Origin of the sequence: Streptomyces sp. GQFP (genome assembly GCF_021545335.1) — a bacterium.
GTDB lineage: Bacteria > Actinomycetota > Actinomycetes > Streptomycetales > Streptomycetaceae > Streptomyces.
This window is the reverse complement of record NZ_CP089312.1, coordinates 1,911,936-1,938,046: the sequence shown is the minus strand read 5'-3', so window position 1 is coordinate 1,938,046 and position 26,111 is coordinate 1,911,936. Positions and strand designations below refer to the sequence as shown.

Genomic DNA, 26,111 nt, shown 5'->3' with positions numbered 1-26,111 from the left:
CGCATGCCCGCCCTGACAACGACGTCCGACGGTTTCCTGCTGCACGGCGAGCCGTTCCGGATCATCTCCGGCGCGATGCACTACTTCCGCGTCCACCCCGACCAGTGGGCCGACCGGCTGCGCAAGGCCCGGCTGATGGGCCTCAACACCGTGGAGACGTACGTCCCCTGGAACCTCCACCAGCCCGAACCGGGCACCCTCGCCCTCGACGGCATCCTCGACCTGCCCCGCTATCTGCGACTGGCCAAGGCGGAGGGGCTGCACGTCCTGCTGCGGCCCGGGCCGTTCATCTGCGCCGAGTGGGACGGCGGCGGGCTGCCCTCCTGGCTCACCACCGACCCCGACATCCGGCTGCGCTCCAGCGACCCCCGTTTCACGGGCGCCATCGACCGCTATCTGGATCTCCTGCTGCCTCCGCTGCTGCCGTATCTCGCCGAGTCGGGCGGTCCCGTGATCGCCGTGCAGGTGGAGAACGAGTTCGGGGCCTACGGTGACGACGCCGCGTATCTCGAACACCTCGCGGAGGCCCTGCGCTCGCGCGGGATCGGGGAGTTGCTCTTCACCTGCGACCAGGCCAACCCCGAGCATCTGGCGGCCGGCAGCCTTCCCGGGGTGCTCACGACCGGCACCTTCGGCAGCAGAGTCGCCGCTTCCCTGAAGAAGTTGAGGGCGCATCAGCCCGAAGGGCCCCTGATGTGCGCGGAGTTCTGGATCGGCTGGTTCGACCACTGGGGCGAGGAGCACCACGTCCGGGACGCGGCCGACGCCGCCGCCGACCTGGACCGGCTGCTCTCGGCGGGGGCGTCCGTCAACATCTACATGTTCCACGGCGGCACCAACTTCGCCTTCACCAACGGCGCCAACCACGACCACGCCTACCAGCCCATGGTCACGTCCTACGACTACGACGCCGCCCTCACCGAGAACGGCGACCCCGGACCGAAGTACCACGCCTTCCGCGAGGTCATCGCCCGGCACGCACCCGTCCCCGACGAGCCGGTTCCCGCGCCGAGCCGCAAACTCCCGCCCACGGTGGTGGAGTTGGGGCAGCGGGCGCCCTTGCTGCCCAATGTGGGGGTTCTCGCCAAGCCCGTTCGTACCGAGGAACCGGCGACCATGGACGAGCTGGGGCTGCGCGCCGGGTACGTCCTGTACCGCACCACCGCTCCCCTCGCGGGCGACGGGCTGCTGCACTTCGCCGACGGAGTGGGCGACCGGGCTCAGGTGTTCGTCGACGGCGCCCCCGTCGGCGTACTCGAACGCGAGCGGCACGACGAGACCCTGCCCGTCCGGATCCCCTTCGCCGGAGCGGCAGTCGACGTGCTCGTCGAGAACATGGGCGGGGTCAACTACGGGCCGCGCATCGGCTCGCAAAAGGGCCTCCTAGGGGCGGTCACCTTCAACGGCACCGCCCTGCACGGCTGGGACAGCCACCCCCTCACCCTCGACGACCTCAGCGCCCTGCCCTTCGCGCCCTCCGACGCGACCCCGGCCACCCAACCCGCCTTCTACAAGGGCACGTTCGAGGTCGAGGCCCCCGCCGACACCTTCCTGTCGCTGCCCGGCTGGACCAAGGGCCAGGCCTGGATCAACAACTTCCACCTCGGCCGCTACTGGAACCGCGGCCCGCAGCGCACCCTCTACGTCCCCGCCCCCGTACTGCGCCCCGGCGCCAACGAGTTGGTGCTCCTTGAGCTGAACGCCACCACCTCCGCACAGGCGCTGCTCACCGACACCCCCGACCTCGGACCGGTGAAACCGTGACCCACCACTCCCTCCGGATCCCGGCGCCCGCCGGACCCCCGCTCACCGGCCACCTCCCCTTCACCGACGCGCCGGGCGTCGCCGACCCGATCGAGGTGACCAGCCGCTGGTTCACCCGCGGCGGACGCCCCTCGTTCCCCGTCTCCGGCGAGTTCCATTACTCCCGCTACCCGGCCGGGGAGTGGGAGGAGGAGCTGCTGAAGATGAAGGCGGCCGGTGTCACGGCCGTCGCCAGCTACCTCATCTGGATCCACCACGAGGAGATCGAGGGCCGGATCCGCTTCGACGGCGACCGCGACCTGCGCCGCTTCGCCGAACTCTGCGCCCGCCACGGCCTGGACTTCATCCCGCGCATCGGGCCCTGGAGCCACGCAGAGGTACGCAACGGCGGCCTGCCCGACTGGCTGCTCACCCGCACCACCGCACCCCGCACCGACGACCCCGACTACCTGGGACCCGTACACGGCTGGTTCACCGCGATCGCCGAGCAGTTGAAGGGGCTCGACCGGGCGCACGGCGGCCCGATCGTCGCCGTCCAGATCGAGAACGAGCTGTACGACCAGCCCGGCCACCTCCTCACCCTCAAGCGCGTGGCACAGGAGGCCGGGCTGAGCGCCCCGCTCTGGACCTCGACCGCCTGGGGCGGAGTCCAACTCCCGCCCGACGAACTGCTTCCGCTGTACGGCGGCTACACCGAGACCTTCTGGACCGAGTGGGACGGCGGCTGGTCCGACACCTGCCGCAAGCACTTCTTCTTCACCCACCAGCGCGACGACGAGGGCATCGGCGCCGACCTGCGCCCGACGACCGTACGAGGCGGAGAACCGGCGCCCACCGACCGATTCCCCTGGGCCACCTGCGAGTTGGGCGGCGGGATGGCCGTGGCCTACCACCGCCGGCCGCGGGTCGACGCCGCCGACATCGGCGCGCTCGGGCTCACGAAGATCGGGTGCGGCTCGGTCTGGCAGGGCTACTACATGTTCCACGGCGGCACGAATCCCGCCGGTGAGCTGAGCACCCTCCAGGAGTCCCACGCCACCGACTACCCGAACGACCTGCCTGTCCTGACGTACGACTTCCAGGCCCCGCTCGGCGAGTACGGCCAGTACCGGCCCTCGTACGACGAACTGCGCCTCCAGCACCTGCTGTTGGCGGACTTCGGCGAGCGCATCGCGCCCATGGAGTCCGTGCTGCCCGAGCGGCAGCCGGCCGGGCAGGACGACCGGGGGACGCTGCGATGGGCCGTGCGGAGCGACGGCGACTCCGGTTTCCTGTTCGTCAACAACCATCAGCCGCACGAGCCGTTGCCCGACCATCCGGACACGTCGTTCACGGTCGAGTTTCCGGACGGGCCCGAACTGACCGTGCCCAGCGCGCCGGTGACGATCCCTCAAGGAGCCTATTTCTGCTGGCCGTTACGGCTCGACGTCGCCGGACTGCGGCTCGACTGGGCCACCGCCCAGCCCGTGTGCACGGTCGACGTCGGCGGACGTACCGTCCTGGTGCTGGCCGCCACGGACGGGGTGGACGTCGAACTGGCCCTGGACATCAGCACGTTGAGGTATGTGCACACGCCCATGGGGAAGGTCGTGTCCGCCGACGGACGCTTCCTCGTCACCGGGCTGCGGCCCGGCACCGACGCCCTCGTCGAGGTCGGCACGCTGGACGGCGGACAGGTCGGCCTCCTGGTGCTGGACGCGGCGACCGCCCGTACCGCCTACCGGGGTGCGGCTTGGGGCGCCGAGCGGCTGGTCCTGTGCGGCGCCGGGGACGGGGTCGTCTTCGACGAACCGGCCGGGGAGGTGCGGGTGCACAGCGCGGCGGCGGAGACCTCGTTCGCCGTGCTGCCCGCACCCGAGCGGCCTCCCGGCGAGAACCTGGCCGTGACCGCCGACGGGGTGTTCACCCGCTACACGCTCCCCACGGGCGGCGACTCGGGCACCCTCGACGTCTCCCTCCTCCGGGCCGCCGGACCTGCCCCCGACACCGTCACCGGCGTACTGGACCGGGCCAGCGCGCCCGCCGACAAGTACTTCGACACGTCCGCCGCCGAGTACCTCATCGACGTACCGGACCAACTCCCGCGCACCGGAACGCTGTTGCGCATCCACTGGACCGGTGACGTGGCCCGCGCGTATGTCGGGGAGACGCTGGTCGCCGACCAGTTCTCCGCGGGGCGGGTCTGGGACATCGCCCTCGACCGGATCCCGGACGGCGCACTGCGCACCGGCGGAGGGCTGCGCGTGAAGGTGCTGCCGTTCGCCGCCGACGCACCCGTGTATCTGCCGGTGCCCGTGCCGGTGGGGGAGGCCGGGATCTCGCGCGTCGAATGGGTCACCGTACGGACTCAGGTGATCACCGGGTAGGTCCCGGTCGGTGGTGACCGCCGTCCGGCGGCCTATCCTGTGGGCCAGCCGGGCGGGGCACTACCGCCACCCACGGGACGAAGCCGAAGGATGCACCCCATGACCCGAAGTGCCGGTGGCGGCGCCGCTCCCAAGGGGCGCAGCCGACGCAACTTCGCGGGAACGCGGCCGGTGATGGACGACGTGGCGCGGCTGGCCGGTGTCTCCAAGCAGACCGTGTCGCGGGTGCTCAACGACAACCCGGCCGTGCGGGCCGAGACCCGGGAAGCCGTCCTTGAGGCCATGCGGTCGCTCGGGTACCGGCCGAGCCGCAGCGCACGTTCGCTGGCCAGCGGGCGGACCCGGATGCTCGGGGTGATCTCCTTCGACGCGGCCCGCTACGGGCCCGCCTCCACGCTCACCGCGATCAACACCGCGGCCCAGGACGCGGGTTACCTGGTCAGCTCCATCGCCCTCGACACCGCCGACCGGGACACCGTCGTCCAGGCCGTGGACCGGCTGTCCGCGGAGGGCGCCGACGGGGTCATCGCCATCGCCCCGCAGCGGCGGGTGGGCAAGGCGCTCGCCGAGGCGCACCTCGACATCCCCCTCGTCGTGATGGACAACGCCCTCGGCGACGACACCCCCATGGTCACCGCCGACTCTCGGGGCGGAGCGCGCCTCGCCACCGAACACCTCCTGGACCTGGGCCACCGTACGGTCCGGCACATCGCCGGACCCACCGGCTGGACCTCCGCCGAACGCCGGGCCGCGAGCTGGCGCGAGACCCTGGAGAAGGCCGGGGCCGAGGTGCCCGAGCCGCTCGTCGGCGACTGGAGCGCCGACTCCGGATACGAACTGGGCCGGCGGCTCGCCCGCGATCCGGACGTCACCGCCGTCTTCGCCTCCAACGACCAGATGGCGCTCGGCGCGCTGCGCGCCTTCCACGAGGCCGGCCGCCGGGTCCCGCACGACGTCAGCGTCGTCGGTTACGACGACATCCCGGAAGCGGCCCACCTGCTGCCCCCGCTGACGACCATCCGCACCGACTTCCAGGAGATCGGCACACGCTCGCTGCGGCTGCTCCTGGCACGGATCGACGGTCAGGCGAACATGGGTGCGACGGCCGGTGCGGAGCCGGACACGGGCCTTGTCACCGTCATCCCCGCCCACCTCATCGTGCGGAGCAGCACGGGTCCCGTACGGGCCTAAACTGGGCCGGTGGTAACAGGTACGGGCAGCCCCGGTTCCGACGATCCGTCCGCCGAGGTGCTGGCGGAGGCCGCCGGGGCCTTCGGGCTGCTCGCCTCGCCCGCCCGGCTGCACATCGTGTGGGCGCTGGCCCAGGGCGAGAGCGATTTGAATCCTCCCCTCCCTCAGGGGAGGGGATTCCTGGCTCAGGCTGCCATTCGGGGCGGCGCCCCGAATGGTCTCACGCCCTCGGCACCAGCCGGGTTGAGGCCAGCCCGGATGAGCATCACGTGTGCGGAGTTCTTGTCCCGGGGGGATGCGGTTCCGCAGGTGGTGCAGGTGTAGGCGCGCATTCCCAGCGGCAGTGCGTGCTTGGCTCTCGCTCCGCAGTGCGCGCAGTCCATGGTGGTGTGCGCGGGGTGGACCAGGTGCACGCGGCGTGCGTGCTTGCGGCCCATCTCGATCAGGGCCCGTTTGTTGGCGCCAATGGCGGCGTCAGCGGCCTTCCTGGCCATGGTGGTCCTGGCGAGAAACTTCGGCTTGAAGTCCTCGACAGCGATCGCGTCGTGGTCGGTCACGACCTTCTTCGCCCACTTGCGGCCGGTGTCCTGCCGCTGGCGGGCGATCTTCTGGTACGTCTTCGCCCGCCACTTCATGGCCTCGCGGTACCCCTTGGAGGCCGCTTGCCCTTTGGCGGGCTTGCGGCGGGCCATCATCCGGTCGTACCGGGACAGTTTCTCCTTGGCCTTTTGCCCGTGCTGGGCGTGGGGGAGATCATGGGCGTCGCTGGTGGTGGTCGCAGTCTCCTTCACACCCCAGTCGATGCCGATCACGCGGCCGGTCTCGGGGAGCGGCCGCACCTCGGCGGGGACGACGAAGCTGGCGTACCAGTGCCCGAGGCTGTCCTGATAGACGCGCACCGATGACGGCTCGGCAGGAAGGTCCCGCGACCACACCACCGTCAAGGCGATGCCGCCCGCCAGATGCAGCCTGCCGTCCTTGAGGCGGAAGCCACGCCGGGTGTAGTTCAACGTCGGCAGCGTCTCGCGCTTCTTCTTCCACTTCGGCATCCCGGCCCGGCGGTGCTGCGGAACCCGATCGCGGATGTCTTTTTGCGCCTTGGCCTTGGACCTGCCGAAATCCCGGATGAACTGCTGCTGCGGAACGCTGGAGCCCTCACGCAGCCACGGCGTGCGCGCACGGGCACCGGTCAGCATCCTGTCGAGCTGCGCAGGACCGCAGTTGCGCTTGTCGGTGCCCTCTGGACGGTTGCTGTTCCAGGAGTGGGTTTGCTTCGACTTGTCCACACACTCGTTCCACACCCACCGGCACCGGTCCCCCTCCGCCCTCAGCAGCGTGAGGGCGGTGGACGACACTCGAAGCCGGAACGTGTACCGGGCATGCCCCGCTCCGTCGGCCCCTGCCGTTTCCGCCACGTCCTCGCTCCCCGTCCAGGTTCCGGTCACCCGCCCTCTGTCGGACGACCATACGTACGAGATCCACACGCCCGCTCCCCTCTCCCGTCGCGATCACTCCTATCGGCGAACACGGGCACGTGTGTTCGTCACATTCGGCTCCGCGGGGCAAGCCGCAGCGCCGCTCCGCGCCCGGGAAGCAGAGTGCGGCGAGACGCCGTCGATCTCTCCGGAGCCCACGGCCGCAGGCCGCGCGTTCTGTACGTCGGTACGGCGATCGGGGACGCCGAGCACTACGCCGCCCGCATGGGCGAGGCCGCCCGGGTCGCGGGCTTCGACCTCACGCCGCTGCAGCTCTTCCCCATGCCGAACGTGGACGACGTCGAGGGCGCGGTGCTCGAACAGGACGTCGTCTGGGTCATGGGCGGCTCGGTCGCGAACCTGCTGGCGGTGTGGCGGGTGCACGGCCTCGACCGGATCATGCGGCGCGCCTGGGAGGCCGGCGTGGTGCTCAGCGGCTGAGCGCGGGCTCCCTCTGCTGGTTCAGGGGTGGCACCACCGACTCCTTCGGCCCCGAACTCCGGCCGCTCACCGACGCGTTGGGGTTTCTGCCGTACGGCAACGGGCTCCACTACGACAGCGACGCGGGCCGCCGCCCGCTCGTCCACACGCTGGTTGCCGACGGCACCCTGCCCACCACGCACTGCACCGACGACGGGGTCGGCCTCGTCTACCGAGGGACCGAACTCGTCGAGGCAGTCGCGGAGTTGCCGGGCAAGGGTGCCTATGTCGTCAGGTGTGAAGGGGAGTCGACGGTGGAGGAGCGCATCGAGCCGCGCAGGCTGCCCTCTCCGGTGTCGTCCTGACCGTCGTCCGTCGTTGTCGTCGGCGCCTTGGAATCCGTGGTCGTCCGAGCCGCCACGGCCGCCTTGTGCTCCCGCTTGATCTTGCGTCGCTGACGGCGGCTGACCCGGGGTTCCTGGTCCGGGAGCCAGCCGAAGGCCATGCAACTGCCCACGGCGCCCAGGGTGAGGCCCACGAAGAAGCCGCCCAGGTTCGAGGTGAGCCATGTGCCCAGCGTCAGCAGGATGCCGACGATCGAGTAGAACAGGCGTTGTGCGGGGTTGAAGATGATCAGCAGACCGCACACGATCATCAGCGACGGCAGCAGATAGCCCGCCAGACCCTGCATACCGATGTGCAGGACGACCTTGAGCGACACCTTCATGGTGACCAGGATCTCCGCCCCGCCCAGGGTGAGCAGCACCCCGGCCAGGAACGGACGGTGGGCCCGCCATGCTCTGAAGGCGGGCCGCACCCCCTGCCGTATGTCGGCCGACATCAGCAACCCGACTGGCTGAAACTGAGCTTCAGCCCGGGCAGCTTGAACACCGCGGCCGTGGTCGCGTAGTTGGTCTGCCGCAGGTTGGAGATGTGGACGGTGTCCGCCTGCTGGCTGAAGACACCGCGCGGACCCTTGACGCCCGCCTTGGTGAGCGTGCTGGCATCGTTGCCGATCTCGATGTTGTCGAACGACGCGTTGCCCGACAGCTCGGTGGAGTCGGTCGTCAGGTCGGTCGCGGTCACCGGAGTGCCGCTGCTGCCGGCCTTGATCAGCAGGTTGATGCCGCCGAGGTCGACGCTCTGGCACAGCTTGGTGAGCGACGCGCTCTTGATCGCGGAGGTGATGACCAGCACCTGACCGCCGGTGTCACCCTCGTTCGGGCTGTTCTCGATCATGTGGTCGAGGCCGCCGAACTGCTCGAAGCCGGTGCCGTTCAGCTCGGTCGCGGTGACCGTGAACGGCATGCCGGAGATGGCGAACTGGACGCCCAGGGCGCCCTCGGCGGTGAGTACCGCGAGCGTCGCGGCGATCAGGGTGGCCGGCACCGCCATGATGGCGGCGCGGCGTCCACGGACCCGCCCGCGTCGCTCGGCGCCCTTTCCGGCGCCTTCGAAGAATTCGGACACGTTGGAGGATCCCGAGCCCCCGGAGCCACCGGAGGCGTTACCGCTCTCCGGCTGCTCGGGGTTGGATCCGGCGGACGACGAGACGTCCGAGGACGAGGCCATGGCTGCTCCCAAGTGCATAGTCAATGCGTCAATGCTGGTCGGGCTTCAGTGGCGTGTTGTCCTGGCGCGGACAGCAGCTGGGGTATCCGTCTCCTCGCAACTCCCGGCGATTGCAAGGGCTTTCACGGTTACGCACCAGTAGCCGCCGAGGAAGTTACCCGTGGTTACTTTGGAGGGTCAAGGGAGTTGTGAAAAAAGGGTGCGGATTATGCGCCACCTGTGGCTTCACGGGGTGATCTAGGGTCGTCCGGGGCGTCCAGAGGGGTCTCCGAGGGCTCGGAGGGACGCGCGGAAAACCACGGGAAAGTTGGATCGGAGACATCAACTTCCGCTCTGCACCTTGACGTTGACGGTTCCTCAGGTTTAGAACTGCCGTGGTTTCCCCGGATCCGTGGCGCCGGATCCGCAGCGGTGCAAGCCGCTCTTCCCGGACTCAACGCTCATTCCGAAGTCCGCCTCCGAGGCACCGGTACGGCCGTTTCCCCCCTGGGCCGTCGCCGGGTCGCCCTGTCCCGCCCGGTCCGGCCAGGAAGCCTCCCTCCAAGCCTTCCTGTCGGTCACCGGCCGGTTGTCGTTGCCGGTCCGTCACGTACGGAGAAGGCGTCGCGGGCCGGCGACGGCTCCTTTCCCGCGCTCTCGGGTTCATCCCATGTCCTCGGGTTCATTCCATGCCCTTCAGGCGGCGGCACGCGTTCCCACGCGTACTTCCGCACGTCCTGACCCCCTAGACACCACCCCCCACCTCACCCCCAACACGCCCCCAACACGCCCCCCAACACCCCCAGTTCCAGAAAGAGGCACCCGCATCATGCGTACTCGCACCCGCTCCGCCCTGGCCCTCGCCGCCGCTGTCGCCGGCCTCTCCGTCGCCGCGGTCACCCCCGCGTCCGCCGCCGACACCGTGCTGACCGTCGGCAGCGCGGCCGGCGACGCCGTCGCCGTCGGCGACGTCCTCAGCGCCTCCCTCGCCTCCGGCACCACCGCCACGCTCTACTCCAGCGCGACCGGCACGAGCGGCGTCTCCTGCTCGGCGTCGACCTTCACCGCCTCGGTGCTGACCAACCCCACCGCGCCGGGCACCGCGACCGAGTCGGTCACCGCCCACACCTTCGGCAGTTGCACCAGCAACGTCCTCGGGGTCCTCGGGGTGACCAGCGTGACCGTCAACAACCTGCCCTACACCACCGCGGTCGGCTCCGACGGCACCGTCACCGTCACCCCGGCCTCCGGTTCCACCATCCAGACGACCGTGGTGCTCAGCACCCTGCTGGGCAGCATCAACTGCGTCTACCAGGCGCCCAGCCTGACCGGTACGACCGGCGAGGCCGACAACAGCATCAACTTCGCGGCCCAGGCGTTCACCAAGACGTCCGGTTCGTCGCTGTGCTTCAGCAGCGGCTACTTCACCGCCAAGTACGCCCCGGTGCAGGACGTGACGCAGGGCAACGCCACGGTCTTCGTCAACTGACGATCCGTCAATGGACGGCTGGGTCGCCGGTGTTCACCGGCGGCGCAGCCGCAGGACGAGGGCGGCGACCACGGCGAGCAGTACGGCCGCGGCGCCGCCCGCGACCGCGTACCGCGGTCCGGAGCCGTCGGTGGTGGCCGCCACCGGGGCGCCGGCCACGGTGCTTCCGGCCTGTGGGGCGGCGGAGTCGGCGGACTCCGCCGCCTCTTCCGTCTCCGCCGTCCTCGACGGTTCCTCGGCCGCATCGGTCGGCGTGGGGGACTGGGCGGGCTTGGTCTGCGCCGCAGTGCTCGCGGACGCGTCGGAGCTGCCGGCGCCGCCGGAGTTGCCCCCGTCGCTCTTCGCTTTCGGGAAAACCACGTCCGAGCACGAGTAGTACGTGTCCGGCGTACTGGAGTTCTGCCAGATCGTGTACAGGACGTGGCGGCCGGTCCGGTCCGAGGGCAGCGTCATGTTGATGCGGTACGCGTCGCCCGTCATCGACGGGTCCTTGACCTCGGCGAACGGCTTGGCCGGCAGGTCGGACCACTTCAGCGGCTCGGCCGGGTCGTACCCGGGCTTCGTCAGGAACATCTTGAACGTGCCGGTGTGCGGGATCGTCGAGCGGTACGTCATCGTCAGCCGCGCGCCCGGCGACAACGTGGTCGTGGGCCAGTCGGCGCGGGCGATGTCGAGCCCCCGGTAGTCGGGCAGCCCGCCGCTGCACAGCTTGCCGTCGGGGATCACCGCGCGGTCCCGGCCGTTCACGTCCGCGACCCGCAGGTTGTCCCAGAAGGTGAAGGGCGCCCCGCCGTTCGCGGTGAGCGCCGCCCGGCAGGCCGCCGTACCGGCCGTGCTGCCGCCGTCGGGGGAGCAGGCGTAGGCACGGCTGACCGGTTTCGTCGGCGCACCGTGCGCCTGGGCGGGAGCCGCCGCCGACAACGTCAGCAACAGCGGTGCCGCGACGACGGCGGTGCAGGAGAGTGCGGCGGCCGAGAGAGTACGGCGGTGGGCGGTCATCGGGATGTCTCCTCGACCGAGGGGGGGAACAGGTCTGAACAGGTCTGCTGCGGGGCGGCCCGGGAACGGGTCCGCCTTCGGGCAGTACGGGAAGCGGGCAGACCGCGTTCAATCGCCACACGACTGCCACACCCACCGCCGCTCGCCCCGCCGCACACGCCGCCAATCCCCCGTAACTCGCCCAACCCGGTCAACTGGCCGTCGTTCAGGGGCGGTTTCCGGCGTTCGAGGGTGTGGAACCGGACGGATCGAGGGTTTCCCCTGTATCCGGATGACCTTCTCTTTGCCTACTGTTCCACCACAGCCGCCCCACAGGTAACCCCGGAACGGGCCGCTCGCGCTTGGCCGGCCGCCGCGCCGCTTTTCGACTGCACCCCCCGCCGCTTCGACGACGAAGCGAATCGACCGCCACTCCGCGCCGCCCTCCAGGCTGCCCGGAGTACGGCCACGAAAGGCAAGCCCTTGCGTACCTCACCCACCCGTGCCACGGGGCGGAAGCTGATATCCGCCGCCGCGGTCTCCGCCGCGCTGGTCGCCGCCGCCACCACCTCGGTCGCCTTCGCCCAGGAGCCCGCCGCTCCCGCCACCGCACCGGAAGCCGCCGCACAGGCGGTCGCCGTCCCGGCCGAGCGACTCATCGTCGGCTACAAGGCCGGCGCCGCCGAGGCCAGGTCGAACCAGGCCGCCGACGCCGACGCCGTCGCGAAGGGCAAGGAGGCCGGCGAGAGCCTGGACTTCCAGCGCCGCCTCGGCACCGGTGCCGCCCTCGTCGACCTGGGCGAGCAGCTCAGCAAGGCGGACGTCGCCGACGTCATCGCCGAGTACCAGGCCGACCCGCAGGTCGCCTACGTCGTACCGGACCGCCTCAACAAGCCGCAGGCCGACCCGAACGACACCGAGTACAGCAAGCAGTGGGACCTCTTCGAGACCACCGCGGGCATGCGCGTCCCGGACGCCTGGACCACCGCGACCGGCACCGGCGTGACCGTCGCCGTCATCGACACCGGTTATGTCACCCACTCCGACCTGGCCGCCAACATCGTCGCGGGCTACGACTTCATCTCCGACACCGCCGTCTCGGTGGACGGCAACGGCCGTGACAGCAACCCGGCCGACCCGGGCGACTGGTACGCCACCGACGAGTGCGGCACCGGCACCGGCTCCAGTAACTCCTCCTGGCACGGCACCCATGTCGCGGGCACCATCGCCGCCGCCACGAACAACAGCAAGGGTGTCGCGGGCATCGCGTACAACGCGAAGATCTCCCCGCTGCGCGTCCTCGGCAAGTGCGGCGGCTACGACTCCGACATCATCGACGCCATCACCTGGGCGTCCGGCGGCACCGTCTCCGGAGTCCCGGCCAACGCCAACGTCGCCAAGGTCATCAACATGAGCCTGGGCGGCTCCGGTGCGTGCACCACGGCCACCCAGACGGCGATCACCAACGCCGTGGGCCGTGGCACCACGGTCGTCGTCGCGGCGGGCAACAGCAACGCCAACGCGGCCAACTACTCGCCGGCCAGTTGCAGCAACGTCATCTCGGTCGCCGCACTGAGCCGTACGGGCGCCAAGGCCTCGTACTCCAACTACGGCTCCACCGTGGACATCGCGGCCCCCGGCGGCCAGACCAGCACCGGTACCGCCAACGGCATCCTGTCCACGCTGAACTCCGGCACGCAGGGCCCTTCGACCGAGTCGTACGCCTACTACCAGGGCACCAGCATGGCCGCCCCGCACATCGCGGGCCTCGCCGCGCTGATGAAGTCGGCGAACTCCTCGCTGACCCCGGCCCAGATCGAGTCGGCGATCAAGACCAACTCCCGTGCCCTGCCCGGCGCCTGCTCGGGCGGCTGCGGCGCCGGTCTGGCCGACGCGACCAAGACCGTGCAGGCCGTGAGCGGTACGACCACGGGCACCACCTTCTCCTCCACCACCGCGGTCTCGATCCCGGACAACAGCTCCGCCGTCGAGTCCTCGATCGCCGTCAGCGGCCGGACCGGCAACGCCCCCTCGGCCCTCCAGGTCGGCGTCGACATCACCCACACCTACCGCGGTGACCTGGTCATCACGCTGGTGGCGCCCGACGGCACGACCTACCCGCTGAAGGCCTCCAGCACCTCGGACTCCGCCGACAACGTGAGCGCCACGTACACGGTGGACGCCTCCAGCGAGGTGGCCAACGGCACCTGGAAGCTCCGCGTCCAGGACGTGGCCGCCTCGGACACGGGCACGATCAACAGCTGGAAGCTCACCTTCTGATTCAGTGAGCTGAAGGTGTGACAGAGACGGGCGGGTCGGCAGGCGTGGATGGACGCTTACCGACCCGCCGCTGTCATGTGCCGTACGTGATGACCTGGGGAGGTCGGGCGCGGGACCCGCGTCCCGAAAGGGGCGCGGGGAACTGCGCGACCAGCCCCCACCGGCCCGCAGCGAACGAACCGCCGATCCAGCGGAGCTACCCGCAGCGAACGAACCGCCGATCCAGCGGAGCTACCCGCAGCGAACGAACCGCCCATCCAGCGGAGCTACCCGCTGAACTCCGCCAGATGCTCCGCAGCCCACTCCCGGTACGAGCGCCCCGGCCGGCCGAGCAACTCCGCCACATCCGGCTCCACTTGCCCCTTGGCCCCGTCCCGCCCCCGCGCCGCACTCTCCACGAGGGCGTGGGCCACCGCCTCCGGGTAACGGGCGAGCAGCCCCCGCAGAACCTCGTCCTCCGTCAACTCGACGAACTTCAGGGGCCGTTGCAGCAACTCGCCCAGGATCTCCGTCTGTTCGACCGGAGTGACTCCGGCCGGTCCGGTCAGCGCGTACGCCCGCCCCGCGTGCGCTTCCGGGTCCGTGAGCGCCCGTACCGCCACGTCGGCGATGTCCCGCGGGTCGACGTTCGCGTTCCGCGAGGTGCCGTAGGGGCCCCGGACGACCCCCTCCTCCCGGACGGAGCGGGCCCAGCCCAGGGTGTTGGACATGAAGGCGCGCGGACGCAGCAAGGTCCACGCCAGGCCGGAGGCGCGCAGGAGTTCCTCGTTGCACCGCTGCCACCGTGTGATCAGGTCGGTGGCCCCGGGGTCGGTCACCGCCTGGGCCGACAGCTTCACCACCTGAGGTACCCCCGCCGCTCGGGAGGCCGCCACGAAGTTCTCGTCCTGGGCCGGCGCCAGCGGGTTCGCGGTGACGAGCAGAGCGGACCGTACGCCGGCCAGCGCCGTGCGCAGCCCGGCGGCGTCGTCGAAGTCCCCGCGCACCACCTCGACTCCGGGACCGGCGAGGGTGACGCGGTGCGGGTCGCGGGTGAGCAGGCGCAGCGGGCCGGTGCCCGCCAGGCGTTCGGCGACCAGTCGGCCGACGGTGCCGGTGGCCCCCGTCAGCAGAATCACGGGACGGGGACCGGGACCGGGGCCGGGGCCGGGGAGAGGATGCGGACGCCGCGGTCGGCCCGGCTGTCCAGTCCGAGCAGGAGCCCCGGTACCGCGATGCCGGGCAGGATGTGGGACCACAGGACCGAGATACGGTGCGCGAGGTCCGCCCGGTCGGTCAGGGCCCGCGACATCAACTGGATGCCCGCGAAGCCCCCCACCAGCAGCTCCACCGTGTCCTGCGGCTTCACCGTGGGCAGCAACTCGCCCTGGGCGCCAGCCTGTTCCATCAGCACGATCAGCCGCTCCCCCCACTGCCGGAACGGTCCGGAGTGGTCGACCCCGGGGGGCGTCGCCTGGTCCACCGTCAGCCGCACGCTGCCTCGCAGCAGGGAGTCGGTCAGCAGCCGCTGCGCCACGACGAACGTCATGTCGATGATCTCCTGCAGTTTGCAGGGCTGTTCCGGGACCGTGCCGAACGGCACCTGCTCGTCGAGCACCGCCTGCGCGAGCGATTCCTTGGAAGGAAAGTGAAAATACAGGGCGCCCTTGGTGACCTCGGCCCGCTCAAGGACCATCGCGATGGTCGTGGACGTGTAGCCGTGTTCGTCGAAAACCGCGCCCGCGGCTTCCAGGATCGCCCTGCGCGTCCTGATGGCGCGCTCCTGTTTCGCCATAAGAGCCCCTCCCTGGCGCCCAGTTGGCCGGTGTCCGTATTCGGTGCCGTATTCAGTGCCGTGCTGGTGCGTGACGACGCGTGGTCAGGTGCGCCGGAACCGCCGATCATAGGGCCGGACCGACTGATCTCGTTGAAAACAAACCGGTCGCCTCGTACTCTAACGCTCACCGGAGCGGGCGCCTTTCCGTCTGCCACGCCATTCGGGGGACCGAGGGAGAGACATTGCTTCCAGTGCCGCAGTCTGCCGAAATCCCACTCATGACGGCGAGCGTTCCGCGCCAACTCGTGCACCGTGCGGCGATCGCGGAGACGTTCCCCACCGGCTGGTCCCGAACGGAGACCGACCGGTTCAGCGTCTCCGCACAGTGGCCGCGAGTCCACTGTTTACACGTGTCGGCCGACCGGACGGCCTACGATCCGCTGCTCGTCGTGGAGACCGTGCGTCAGGCCGGAACCCTGCTCAACCACACCGAGTACCAGGTGCCCCTGGACCACCAGTTCGTGCTCCAGGAGTTCCGGATCACGACGTTCCCCGAGCACTTGGGCGTCGGGCCGGTCCCTGCCGAACCCACCGTCGACATCACCTTCTCCGACATCCGCCATCGAGGCAAGCGCCTGGTTTCGGCCCGTTACGCGGCCGACGTACTGCTGGACGGCGAGCTGGTCGCGCATGCCGACGTCGCCTTCACCTGCACCAGCGGCGCCGTCTTCAGCAGGCTGCGCGGCGGTCGTACGGCGGCCGGCGTGACCGCGCTGCCCGTCCCGCCGGGGCTGCCGGCCGCCGACGTGGGCCGGGACTCGGCGGCGGACGTCGTTCTGGCACCGCCTCAACAGGACGATCGTGACTGGCAGTTGCGAGTTGATACCGGTCATGCTGTTTTCTTCGACCATCCTCTCGATCACATACCGGGCATGCTGCTCCTGGAGGCCGCCCGCCAGGCGGCGCTGGCGCGGACCGGCCCCGACGGCGGGCTGATACCCGTGTCCTTCGACACGACCTTCCATCAGTTCGCCGAACTGGACCTGCCCACCTGGATAGAGTCCACGGATCAAGGTGACGGGGCCCTGAAGGTGGTGGGAACACAGGAGGGACACACGGTTTTCGAGTGTGTGGTGGGCACCATGGAACGGTCGGCTATCTTGTACAGGCAGTAAGAAACAAACGGCATATCCCGTTTTTCTTCAGGGAGTTCGGGAGCGCCGGGACGGTGTGGGAAGGGGTGGGCGCCGATGGCGAGGCAGTTACGCGCCGAGCAGACCCGTGCGACGATCATCACGGCCGCGGCCGACCTGTTCGACCGCCATGGCTATGAGTCGACCAGCCTGAGCGACATAGTCGAGCACGCCCATGTCACCAAAGGCGCCCTCTACTTCCACTTCGCGGCGAAGGAGGATCTGGCCCACGCCATCCTGGAGATCCAGTCCAGGACCTCCCGGCGGATGGCCAGGGACATCGAGGGCCGCGGCTACTCCTCGCTCGAAGCGCTGATCCGCATCACCTTCGGGATCACCAGGATGGCCGTCGAGGGCCCGATCTCCCGGGCGGGCCTGCGTCTCGCCGCCGGCGACGTCGTCGTACGGCCGCCGCTGCGGCACCCGTTCCGCGAGTGGTCGGAGATCGCGTCCGGCAAACTCCTCGGCGCGGTCAAGGAGTCCGACGTCCATCCGGACATCGACGTCGACGCGATGGCGCACTCCCTTGTCAGCTTCTTCGTCGGCAGCCGCGTGGTGAGCCGAGCGGTGGAGCCGGTGGCCCGCCAGCCCCGCCGTACGGCGGACATGTGGCGCCTCACCATCCGGGCCTTGGTGCCCACGCCGAGGCGGGCGCGGTATCTGAGCCTGGTGGCGCAACTGGAGCGGGAGATAAGGGTGGTGGCGTGAGACTGGCCGTGCGGCTACTGGGGAGGGGCTTGCGGTTGAGTGCCGGGTGACCGGTTGGTTGTGGCTGGTCGCGCAGTTCCTCGCGCCCCTGAGGGGGGCGGTAGCGTGAGGCTCATGCCTGTCTCCGACTCCGTGTCCCCGCCTGTGATCCTCTCCAACGAGCCGGGGTCGTTCCCCTGGAGCGTGCTGGCCGAACGGCATCCCGCGCTCATCCAGAAGGTACGGGACGCCTTCCCGTACGGCCCCGAGCAGCACCGCGCGCTCGACGCGCTCCTCAAGAACTGCACCGAGGGCGCCGTCGAACCGCTCCCGGCCGGGGCCGAGGACCGGGAGCAGTGGGAGGAGTGGGGGACCCGGGAGTACGCGGGCCGGTCCTGGTTCGACGTGCCGTGGCTGTGGGCGGAGGGGTACTTCTACCGCCAACTCCTCGAAGCGGTCGGGTACTTCGGCGGAGACGGGGGAGCCGGCGCCTGGCGTGGGATCGACCCCTTCCGCCCTTTCAAACTCGCCGAACTGGACGCCCCCGAGACCGACGAGGAACTGGCCGCGCTCGACGACCTGGTGGGCAGGCCGGAGGAGGAACAGGCGCGCGCCCTGCTCCACGGGTCGTTGTGGGGCAACCGGGCCGACCTCGGCTTCCGGCTCTCCGGCGCGGACGAGGGCGGAGAGGCGGCGGGACTCGTCGCAGACGACAGCGAGTCCCTCTGGTCGCTGCTCCGGCCCACCCGACGCGACGCCGGCACGGTGTGCCTGGTCGCGGACAACGCGGGCCGTGAACTCGTCCCCGATCTACTGCTCCTGGACCACCTGCTGACCCGGGGGTACGCCGAACGCGCCGTCCTGCACGTGAAACCGCACCCGTTCTTCGTCTCCGACGCGACCACCGCCGACGTCGTCGACGCCCTGCGCCGGCTGACCCGCGCTCCGGGCGAGGCCGCCGCGTACGGTCACCGCCTCTGGTCCGCGATGGCCGACGGCCGCCTCACGGTACGCGCCCACCCCTTCTCCTGCGCCCCCCTCCCGTACGCGGAGATGCCCGACGACCTGCGCGAGGACTTCGCCTCGGCCACGGTCACCGTGATGAAGGGCGACCTGAACTACCGCCGTCTGGTCGGTGACCGACTCCGGCCCCCGACCACCCCGTTCGCGGACGTCACCGAGTACTTCCCCGGCCCGGTGGCCGCCCTGCGCACCCTGAAGTCGGACGTGATCGTCGGCCTCGACGCCCGTACCGAGACCGCGCTCGTGGCCGCGGAAGGGCAGCGCTGGCGGACGAGCGGTACGCGTGCGGTGGTCCAGGTGGCTCGTTGACCTGTGGTGATCATGTCAAATATTTGATAGGCATGCGCCCATGGCGTTACGTCCATTGCGCTCGGAAAGTTCGGGAAGTCCAGGAAGAGGAAAACTCGCGGCGGTGCTGGCCGCCCTGACTCTGGCCGTCGCGGCCTGTGGCGGCGACGGCTCGGACTCGTCCTCCTCGGACGACGGCAAGGAACGGATCGATGTCGCTGCCCTGCCGCTGATCGACTGCGTCGCGCTCTACATCGCGCGCGACCGCGGTCTGTTCGAGAAGGAGGGACTCGACGTCCGTATCACGCAGGTCCAGCAGAGCCTCCAGGCGCTGCCCGCGCTGGCGAAGGGCCAGGTCGACGTGGTCGCGAGCGCGAACTACGTCACCTACCTCCAGGCCCATGAGAAGGGCACCCTCGACATCCGTATCGTCGCCGAGTCGATCAGAGCCGCGCCGCGCATGATGGATGTGCTGGTGTCGAAGGACTCGGACATCGAGACCGTCGCCGACCTCAAGGGCCGCAAGGTCGCCGTGAACGTCCTGAACAACGTCCAGTCGCTGACCTTCAACGAGATCCTGGAGCAGGCGGGCGCCGGGCTTCCCGAATACCGGCAGGTCCCCTTCCCGCAGATGGGTGCCGCGCTGGAGAAGGGGCAGGTCGACGCCATCCACGTGGTCGAGCCCTTCGACAGCGTCATCCAGGACGAACTGAAGGCAAGGGTGCTCATCGACGGCTCGTCCCCACCCGTCGAGACGATCCCCCTCAGCGGCTACGTCACCACCAACCAGTACGCCACCGAGAACCCGGAGACCCTCGCCGCTTTCCAACGGGCCATCAAGGCCGCCGCGCAGATCGCCGGCGAGGACCCGTCGGCCGTACGCGCAGTGGTGCCGACGTACACGAAGGTGACGGCGGACCAGGCGAACTCCATCGACCTGCCGGTCTTCCCTCCGGTCATGGACGCCACACAGATCGCCCGGCTGACCGAACTGATGGAGAAACAGGGGCTGTTGAAGAAGGCGATCGATCCGGCGACGCTGTTGGTGCGGTGAAACGGGTACGAGAACGGGCACAGGTGCGGGAGTTGGGCCGGGGTCGGGTACGCGTACGGCAGGAGCCGGTGCTCGGTGTTCTCGGCGTGCTCCTCGCCTTCGGGGTGTGCGAGGCGGTGAGCAGGGCCGGGATCGTACGGCGCAGCTATCTGCCGCCGGCGTCCGAAGTCCTGGCCCGGGCCGTGGAGTTGGCGGGCGACCGGGCCTTTCTGGACGGGCTCGGGGCGACCCTGCGCGCATGGGCCCTGGGACTGGGGCTGGCCTGCGCGATAGCGATCCCGCTGGGGCTGCTGCTCGGGAGCGTGCCGGTCGTCGACGCCGCCGTACGCGCGATCGTCGAGTTCCTGCGCCCGATGCCGTCCGTCGCACTGATCCCCCTGGTCTCCCTCCTCCTCGGCTCGGGCACCGAGACCAAGGTCGCACTGATCACCTACGCCTCGGTCTGGCCGATCCTCTTCAACACCGTCTACGGACTCGGCGAGACCGATCCCCTCGCCAAGGACACCCTGCGCGCCTTCGGCTTCGGCCGCCTCTCCGTGCTGCTCCACGTCGAACTCCCCGGCACGGCACCCTTCATCGCGGCCGGTATCCGCATCTCGGCCGCGATCGCCCTCATCCTCGCCGTCGCCACGGAGATCCTCGCCGGCTTCGGCGAGGGCCTCGGCATCTTCATCGCCCAGGCGGGCACGGCGACCGACGGCACCCGGGACGTCCTGGCAGGTGTGATGTGGGCCGGGACCCTGGGCCTGGTCATCGACGGGGTGCTCGTGCGGTGTGAACGCAGAGCGTTTCCGTGGACACCGGAACACCGGCCACGCGAGCGCCAAGCACGCCCTGCGTCCGCGTCGGTCCGTGGCGAGCGGTCCGCCACCGACGTCTCCGACCACGAGGTTCACCCATGAGCGGCCGCACAGGGCCCACGGCCGACAAGCCACCACGCGCGGACACCGCCCAGAAGAAGACCGGGACCGCCGGAACCGGTTCTGCCTCCCCCACCCTTATCGCCTCCCGTACCGCCCGTGTGGGCTCCCGCGCCCGAGGCGCGCTGCTCCGTTGGCTCGTGCTCGCCCTCGCCGTGGGCGTCTGGCAGCTCGCCGCCCGTGCGCACGGCAGCGTCTACTTCCCTCCTCCCGGCCGTATCGCACGCCACGCCTACGATCTGTGGTTCTCCGGCCCCGTCAGCCATCTCTTCCTCACCGACGCCGCCGTCGACAACATCCTGCCCAGCCTCGGCCGGATGGCTGTCGGGTTCGCGCTCGCCGCCGTCGCCGGGGTTGCGCTGGGTATCGCGGTCGGGCGGTCGCGCCGGGCGTACGCCCTGTGCAACCCGGTCCTCCAGTTCGCGCGCGCCGTCCCGCCCCCGGCCCTCGTACCCGTCTTCGTCGTCGTGCTCGACTTCGGTACGCAGATGCAGATCGCGTCGATCGTCTTCAGTGCCGTATGGCCCGTGCTGATCAACACGGCGGACGGGGCGCGCAATGTCGACCCGCTGCGGCTCGAAGTGGCCACCGTGCTGCGTCTGACCGCGTTCGAACGGCTCTGGCTGCTGCTTCTGCCCTCCGCGCTGCCGCGCATCTTCGCCGGGCTTCGGCTGAGCCTCTCGCTCTCCCTCATCCTCATGGTGTTCTCGGAGCTGCTGCCGGGCACCGCCAACGGCATCGGCTTCACCCTCACCGACGCCCAGTCGCGCTCCGACCTGCTGACCGTATGGGCGGCCCTCGTCCTGCTCGGCGCCCTCGGACACCTCCTCAACACAGGCCTGCTGGCGGTCGAGAAGCGGCTGATCGGCAGCAAGCGACCCACATGACCCCAGCCCCTCAGGACAGGTGACCGATCCGGATGCTCACCCTCGACTCCCTCGGCCAGCACTACGGCGACCACAGCGTCCTGCGGGACATCAGCCTCACCGTGCCCGACGGTCAACTCCTGTGCGTCGTCGGCCCGTCCGGCTGCGGCAAGTCCACGCTGCTGCGCACCATCGCCGGACTGCTGCCCGCACACGAGGGCACGGTCACCGTCGACGACACGCCCGTCTCCGGTGTGCCCGACCGGCTCGCCGTCGTGTTCCAGGACTACGGGCGCTCCCTGTTCCCCTGGCTCACCGTGCGCGAGAACGTCGCGCTGCCGCTGCGCCGCCGCGGTCTGGGCCGGGCCGAACGACGCGGGGAGGCGGAACGGATCCTGGAGCGCGTGGGTCTGGCCGGTGCCGCCCGCCGCCACCCCTGGCAGCTCTCCGGCGGTATGCAGCAGCGCGTCGCCATCGCCCGCGCCCTCGTCTGCCGTCCTTCTCTGCTCCTCATGGACGAGCCCTTCGGTTCCTTGGACGCCCAGACCCGGGAGGACCTCGAAGACCTGCTCCTTGAAGTGCACCGCACGGACGGCGCGACCATCGTCTTCGTGACGCACGACATCGACGAAAGCGTGTACGTCGGTGACCGCGTCGTCGTCCTGTCGCCGGGCCCAGGCTCCCGGGTCCTCCTCGACCTCCCGGTCGGGCTCCCCGGCCCGCGCGACCAGATCGGGACGCGGGGGCTGCCCGAGTTCGTGGCGCTGAGGGCGCAGGTCGGACGGGCGGTGCGCTCGGGGGCGGGTGAGGGCTCGTAGCAGTCGCAGAAAGTCTCGTAGTGTTCGCATGTCGAGTGAACTCACAGCACCCGTCCGGAATCCCGGAATCGGTCCTGATTCACGCGATGGTGTGATCTTGTCCCGCTCCGTGGATGGCACGTCCGGGGCAGGGGTAAGGCCCCGCCCATGACACAGCCGTTCGTACTCCCGCACTTCTATATGCCGTATCCCGCGCGCCTGAATCCGCATCTCGACGAGGCGCGCGCCCATTCGACCGTCTGGGCACGGGAGATGGGAATGCTGGAGGGCTCAGGCGTCTGGGAGCAGTCCGACCTCGACGCGCACGACTACGGGTTGCTGTGCGCGTACACGCACCCCGACTGCGACGGGCCCGACCTCTCGCTCATCACCGACTGGTACGTGTGGGTCTTCTTCTTCGACGACCACTTCCTGGAGGTCTTCAAACGCAGCCAGGACCGGGACGGCGGCAAGGCCTATCTCGACCGGCTGCCCCTTTTCATGCCGCTCGACCTCTCGACTCCCGTACCGGAGCCGCAGAATCCGGTGGAGGCGGGCCTCGCCGACCTCTGGGCACGCACCGTTCCGTCGATGTCCGTGGACTGGCGCAGGCGGTTCTCCGTCGCCACCGAGCATCTGCTGAACGAGTCGATGTGGGAACTGTCCAACATCAACGAGGGTCGGATCTCCAACCCCGTCGAGTACATCGAGATGCGCCGCAAGGTCGGCGGCGCGCCCTGGTCGGCGGGGCTCGTGGAGTACGCGACCGCCGAAGTGCCCGCGTCCGTCGCGGAGTCGAGGCCGCTCAGGGTGTTGATGGAGACCTTCTCGGACGGCGTCCACCTGCGCAACGACCTTTTCTCCTACCAGCGGGAGGTCGAGGACGAGGGCGAACTGAGCAACGGCGTACTCGTCCTGGAGACCTTCTTCGGGTGCACGACCCAGGAGGCCGCCGACACCGTCAACGACATCCTCACTTCACGGCTGCACCAGTTCGAGCACACCGCGCTCACCGAAGTCCCCGGCCTGGCCCTGGAGAAGGGCCTCACACCGGACCAGGTCGCCGCGGTGGCCGCGTACACGCGCGGGCTGCAGGACTGGCAGTCCGGCGGCCACGAGTGGCATCTGCGCTCCAGCCGGTACATGAACGAAGGGGCCCTGGAGGAGTCGCGGCCGTTCGGGGTCGGCGCTTTCGGCACGTCCGCGACCAACATCGGCGCACTGCTGGCCTCGGCAGGCGCGGAACGCCTGCGCGCCTACACGCATGTGCCCTACCAGCAGGTCGGCCCGTCCCAACTGCCGGATTTCTACATGCCGTTCCGGCTCACCCTCAGCCCGCATCTGGACGGCGCCCGGTACCGCCTCACCGACTGGATGCACAGCATGGGCATGCTCCAGGAAGGCGTCTGGGACGAGGACAAGCTCGCCGCCGCCGACCTGCCGCTGTGCGCGGCCGGCATCCACCCGGACGCGACGGCCGACGCCCTCGACCTCAGCTCCGCCTGGCTGTCCTGGGGCACCTACGGCGACGACTACTACCCCCTCGTCTTCGGCCACCGCCGCGACCTGGCCGCGGCCCGTCTGTGCACCGAGCGGCTCTCCGCCTGCATGCCCATCGAGGGCGACGCGTTCCCTGCCCCGGTCAACGGCATGGAACGCGGGCTCATCGACCTGTGGCGGCGTACGACGGTCGAGATGACCCCCGATCAGCGGCGCACGTTCCGTGCCGCGGTGGACGTCATGACCGAGAGCTGGGTGTGGGAACTGTCCAACATGACCCAGAACCGCATCCCCGACCCGATCGACTACCTGGAGATGCGCCGCGCCACCTTCGGCTCGGACCTCACCATGAGCCTGTGCCGCATCGGCCACGGCCGGACGGTCCCGCCGGAGGTCTACCGCAGCGGCCCCGTCCAGTCGCTGGAGAAGGCGGCCTCCGACTACGCGATGCTCATCAACGACGTCTTCTCGTACCAGAAGGAGATCCAGTACGAGGGCGAGATCCACAACGGCATCCTCGTCGTCCAGAACTTCTTCGACTGCGACTACCCGACCGCGCTCGGCATCATCCACGATCTGATGACCCAGCGCATGCAGCAGTTCGAGCATGTCGCCGCCCATGAATTCCCGGTCCTGTACGAGGACTTCAAGCTCACGGACGAGGCACGCGCGATCATGGACGGCTATGTGGACGAGCTGCGGAACTGGCTGTCCGGCATCCTGCACTGGCACCAGCAGGTGCCCCGCTACAAGGCGGACTACCTGGCCCGCAGGTCGCACGGCTTCCTGCCGGACCGCAGCAGCTCGGTACTGGCGGTTGGCTGACGGCTCCCCGCCCACCAGTACGTACGCGCCCGTCCTCCGTCAGCCGAGGTCGCGCACCCGTTCCGCCGTCTCCTCGGCGAGTTCTCGTACGCCCGTGGCGGCGTTCCCCGAGAGCTCGCCGAGTATCGCGTCCGCGGAGGCCAACAGGGCGCGGGCCTCCTCCGGGAGGTCCGCGTCGGCCAGCGCGCGGGTGAGGGCGTAGTGCTCCTCGGTGATGTAACGGCCGAGGTTCACCCCGTGCCAGAGCCGCAGGGAGGTGTCCCGGGGGTCGGTGAGGATGGCCCGCAGGGCCGCCAACGTGGCCGTGGCCTGGGGCAGTTGCCCCAGCTCCCGTTCGAGGCGGGCCTGTGTCAGCCGGGCCGACACCCGGGCCCAGGCCGTGTCCGGGAGGCCGGCGAGCAGACGCTGGGCCCGCAAGGCCTGGAACCTGTCGCCCAGTCCCTGGAACTCGTGGCTCAGCGCCCGCAACGGCGAGGTGTCCAGGGCCTCCGGTGACTTGCCCGGCCGCCCGAGCTGATACAGCCCCAACTCGACCTCGTCCAGCAAGCGGATCAGTGCGACCCGGGCCAGTTCGGTCATGCCCTGGTCGCGGGCCAGCTCCGTCCAGGTGAACAGCGGTTCGTCCGACGGGTCCGTGCCGAACATCGAGGCGTCCATGTCCAGCGCCCACTGCCGCAGTTCGGCACCCATGGCCCCGGACCCCGGCAGCTCGCTCAGACCGCACGCGGTGTCGAAGTCCGTGTCCCGGACCTCGTGCAGCAGCGGCAGATCCTCGGCCAGTCCTTGCAGGCCCACCAGGACGGCACCGAGGCGCAGTTCGTCCGTCATCGACGACTCCGCCTCGTACCGCACGAGATGCCGCAGCAGGCCCAGATCGCCGTCCGCGCGGTCGAACTGCGCGGCCCGCAGGGCGAGTCGGCGGCGCAGCGGATCCCGGGCCACCTCATCCCACGCCACCGGGCCGTCGCCCGCCCGCAGCACGGCCAGGTCGGCCCGGCCACGAGCGAGCACCGGCTCCCACAGGGGCGGGCGCGGCTGCCGGTCGAGCAGCTCGTACGCCCCGCCCTCCTCCGCGTTGAGCAGCAGGAAGTCGGGCTCGGTGCGCAGCAGCGCCTTGTGCAGCAGGCCGATCAGCTCCACGGGGGAGCGCTCAGGCAGTCCCAGGGCGCCGCGCAGTTCGGCGCGTTCGGCATCGATGTCGGAGTCCTCGCGCATCTCCTGCTCCGTCTCCGCTATGCGCGCGAGGATCTTCTCCGTACCGTCGGCGGGCGACAGGTCCAGGTAGTCGTGCCAGCCGGGCAGACCGATCACGATCTCCAGCGCCTCGTCGGCACTGGAGCCGATGATCCCGGCCGAGCCCTCCGAGCCGGCGTACAGCACCGATCCGTCCGCGCACACGAAGAACGTGCCTCCCGTGCCGTCGCCGGCCACCGGGGTCAGCTCTCCGCCCGAGGCGAGGCGGACCTCCTCCCCGTGGTCGGCGCGGTCGAGGTCGAAGTCGAAGGGGAACGCGGCCAGTTCGGCGGCGGAACGGCTCTGTCGCAGCAGCCGCAGGGCGTGATCGGTCATGCCGCAGAACGTAACAGCCCCCACTGACAACGGGAATATCGCCGTCCATTACCAGTTTCCGAACCTTCTCGTACGGAACCGCACATTCAGGGAACTTCGGCAATTCGCCAGGAGTCTTA

20 protein-coding genes and 2 pseudogenes are annotated in these 26,111 nt (G+C 70.0%); 15 read left to right on the top strand and 7 right to left on the bottom strand.

The genetic code is table 11. The features are described 5' to 3' along the window. Window positions 1-3: 3 nt before the first annotated feature. The 4 genes and pseudogenes from LUX31_RS08480 to LUX31_RS08465 all read left to right on the top strand — a co-directional run. Complete coding sequence (locus LUX31_RS08480) at window positions 4-1,764, top strand: glycoside hydrolase family 35 protein (RefSeq protein WP_235474164.1); 1,761 nt, start codon at window positions 4-6, stop codon at window positions 1,762-1,764. Continuing rightward, window positions 1,761-4,130: a beta-galactosidase gene (locus LUX31_RS08475; RefSeq protein ID WP_235474163.1), complete on the top strand. Its 2,370-nt coding sequence runs from the start codon at window positions 1,761-1,763 to the stop codon at window positions 4,128-4,130. Before LUX31_RS08480 ends, LUX31_RS08475 begins: the two co-directional genes overlap by 4 nt. A gap of 99 nt (window positions 4,131-4,229) precedes the next feature. Beyond that, window positions 4,230-5,321, top strand: coding sequence for a LacI family DNA-binding transcriptional regulator (locus tag LUX31_RS08470; protein WP_235474162.1), 1,092 nt, complete (start codon window positions 4,230-4,232; stop codon window positions 5,319-5,321). A gap of 9 nt (window positions 5,322-5,330) precedes the next feature. After that, window positions 5,331-5,471: pseudogene (locus tag LUX31_RS08465) on the top strand (transcriptional regulator); the annotation flags it as partial. A gap of 35 nt (window positions 5,472-5,506) precedes the next feature. Here LUX31_RS08465 and LUX31_RS08460 read toward each other — a convergent pair. After that, the gene (locus LUX31_RS08460; RefSeq protein WP_235474161.1) at window positions 5,507-6,736 is read right to left on the bottom strand and encodes an RNA-guided endonuclease InsQ/TnpB family protein; all 1,230 of its coding nucleotides are present in this window, start codon (window positions 6,734-6,736) and stop codon (window positions 5,507-5,509) included. A gap of 183 nt (window positions 6,737-6,919) precedes the next feature. Here LUX31_RS08460 and LUX31_RS08455 point away from each other — a divergent pair. Then, window positions 6,920-7,581, top strand: a pseudogene (locus LUX31_RS08455) (Type 1 glutamine amidotransferase-like domain-containing protein). On the opposite strand, the gene LUX31_RS08450 reads toward LUX31_RS08455, so the two are convergent. Both LUX31_RS08450 and LUX31_RS08445 read right to left on the bottom strand, forming a co-directional pair. After that, window positions 7,500-8,057 (bottom strand): DUF6114 domain-containing protein, encoded by a 558-nt coding sequence (locus tag LUX31_RS08450; RefSeq protein ID WP_235474160.1) that lies wholly within the window; start codon window positions 8,055-8,057, stop codon window positions 7,500-7,502. The pseudogene LUX31_RS08455 and the gene LUX31_RS08450 sit on opposite strands and share 82 nt — an antisense overlap. After that, window positions 8,057-8,788, bottom strand: a complete 732-nt coding sequence (locus tag LUX31_RS08445; RefSeq protein ID WP_235474159.1) for a DUF6230 family protein — start codon at window positions 8,786-8,788, stop codon at window positions 8,057-8,059. The genes LUX31_RS08450 and LUX31_RS08445 overlap by 1 nt, the downstream gene beginning before the upstream one ends. Window positions 8,789-9,596: 808 nt before the next feature. On the opposite strand from LUX31_RS08445, the gene LUX31_RS08440 reads away from it, so the two are divergent. Next, the gene (locus tag LUX31_RS08440) at window positions 9,597-10,256 is read left to right on the top strand and encodes a Tat pathway signal sequence domain protein (RefSeq protein WP_235474158.1); all 660 of its coding nucleotides are present in this window, start codon (window positions 9,597-9,599) and stop codon (window positions 10,254-10,256) included. A gap of 33 nt (window positions 10,257-10,289) precedes the next feature. Here LUX31_RS08440 and LUX31_RS08435 read toward each other — a convergent pair whose 3' ends face one another. Further along, window positions 10,290-11,255 (bottom strand): lytic polysaccharide monooxygenase, encoded by a 966-nt coding sequence (locus tag LUX31_RS08435; protein ID WP_235474157.1) that lies wholly within the window; start codon window positions 11,253-11,255, stop codon window positions 10,290-10,292. 462 nt (window positions 11,256-11,717) lie between these two features. On the opposite strand from LUX31_RS08435, the gene LUX31_RS08430 reads away from it, so the two are divergent. Next, entirely contained in the window at window positions 11,718-13,514 is a 1,797-nt protein-coding gene (locus LUX31_RS08430) for a S8 family peptidase (protein ID WP_235474156.1), read from the top strand. Between the two features lie 266 nt (window positions 13,515-13,780). Here the strand turns inward: LUX31_RS08430 and LUX31_RS08425 are convergent, their stop codons facing one another. Further along, entirely contained in the window at window positions 13,781-14,632 is an 852-nt protein-coding gene (locus LUX31_RS08425; RefSeq protein ID WP_235474155.1) for an SDR family oxidoreductase, read from the bottom strand. Next, window positions 14,629-15,288 carry a ScbR family autoregulator-binding transcription factor gene (locus LUX31_RS08420; RefSeq protein ID WP_235474154.1) on the bottom strand — a complete coding sequence of 220 codons (660 nt, stop codon included), beginning with the start codon at window positions 15,286-15,288 and terminating at the stop codon, window positions 14,629-14,631. The genes LUX31_RS08425 and LUX31_RS08420 overlap by 4 nt, the downstream gene beginning before the upstream one ends. 260 nt (window positions 15,289-15,548) lie before the next feature. Between LUX31_RS08420 and LUX31_RS08415 the strand changes: the two genes are divergently transcribed. From LUX31_RS08415 to cyc2, 8 genes are all read left to right on the top strand, one after another. Beyond that, on the top strand, window positions 15,549-16,445 hold the full coding sequence (locus tag LUX31_RS08415) for a ScbA/BarX family gamma-butyrolactone biosynthesis protein (protein ID WP_235474153.1): 897 nt from the start codon (window positions 15,549-15,551) through the stop codon (window positions 16,443-16,445). A 75-nt stretch (window positions 16,446-16,520) separates the two neighbouring features. Next, window positions 16,521-17,171, top strand: a complete 651-nt coding sequence (locus LUX31_RS08410) for a ScbR family autoregulator-binding transcription factor (protein ID WP_235474152.1) — start codon at window positions 16,521-16,523, stop codon at window positions 17,169-17,171. 114 nt (window positions 17,172-17,285) lie between these two features. Further along, window positions 17,286-18,482, top strand: coding sequence for a damage-control phosphatase ARMT1 family protein (locus LUX31_RS08405; protein WP_235474151.1), 1,197 nt, complete (start codon window positions 17,286-17,288; stop codon window positions 18,480-18,482). Between the two features lie 103 nt (window positions 18,483-18,585). Further along, window positions 18,586-19,515: an ABC transporter substrate-binding protein gene (locus tag LUX31_RS08400; protein WP_235474150.1), complete on the top strand. Its 930-nt coding sequence runs from the start codon at window positions 18,586-18,588 to the stop codon at window positions 19,513-19,515. Then, entirely contained in the window at window positions 19,512-20,417 is a 906-nt protein-coding gene (locus tag LUX31_RS08395) for an ABC transporter permease (protein WP_235474149.1), read from the top strand. The genes LUX31_RS08400 and LUX31_RS08395 overlap by 4 nt, the downstream gene beginning before the upstream one ends. Further along, the gene (locus tag LUX31_RS08390) at window positions 20,414-21,322 is read left to right on the top strand and encodes an ABC transporter permease (RefSeq protein WP_235474148.1); all 909 of its coding nucleotides are present in this window, start codon (window positions 20,414-20,416) and stop codon (window positions 21,320-21,322) included. The genes LUX31_RS08395 and LUX31_RS08390 overlap by 4 nt, the downstream gene beginning before the upstream one ends. A gap of 32 nt (window positions 21,323-21,354) precedes the next feature. Then, window positions 21,355-22,119 carry an ABC transporter ATP-binding protein gene (locus LUX31_RS08385; RefSeq protein ID WP_235474147.1) on the top strand — a complete coding sequence of 255 codons (765 nt, stop codon included), beginning with the start codon at window positions 21,355-21,357 and terminating at the stop codon, window positions 22,117-22,119. Window positions 22,120-22,266: 147 nt separating this feature from the next. After that, the gene (gene cyc2, locus LUX31_RS08380; protein WP_235474146.1) at window positions 22,267-24,423 is read left to right on the top strand and encodes a germacradienol/geosmin synthase Cyc2; all 2,157 of its coding nucleotides are present in this window, start codon (window positions 22,267-22,269) and stop codon (window positions 24,421-24,423) included. 39 nt (window positions 24,424-24,462) lie between these two features. Here the strand turns inward: cyc2 and LUX31_RS08375 are convergent, their stop codons facing one another. Next, the gene (locus LUX31_RS08375) at window positions 24,463-25,992 is read right to left on the bottom strand and encodes a hypothetical protein (protein WP_235474145.1); all 1,530 of its coding nucleotides are present in this window, start codon (window positions 25,990-25,992) and stop codon (window positions 24,463-24,465) included. Between the last annotated feature and the right edge of the window lie 119 nt (window positions 25,993-26,111).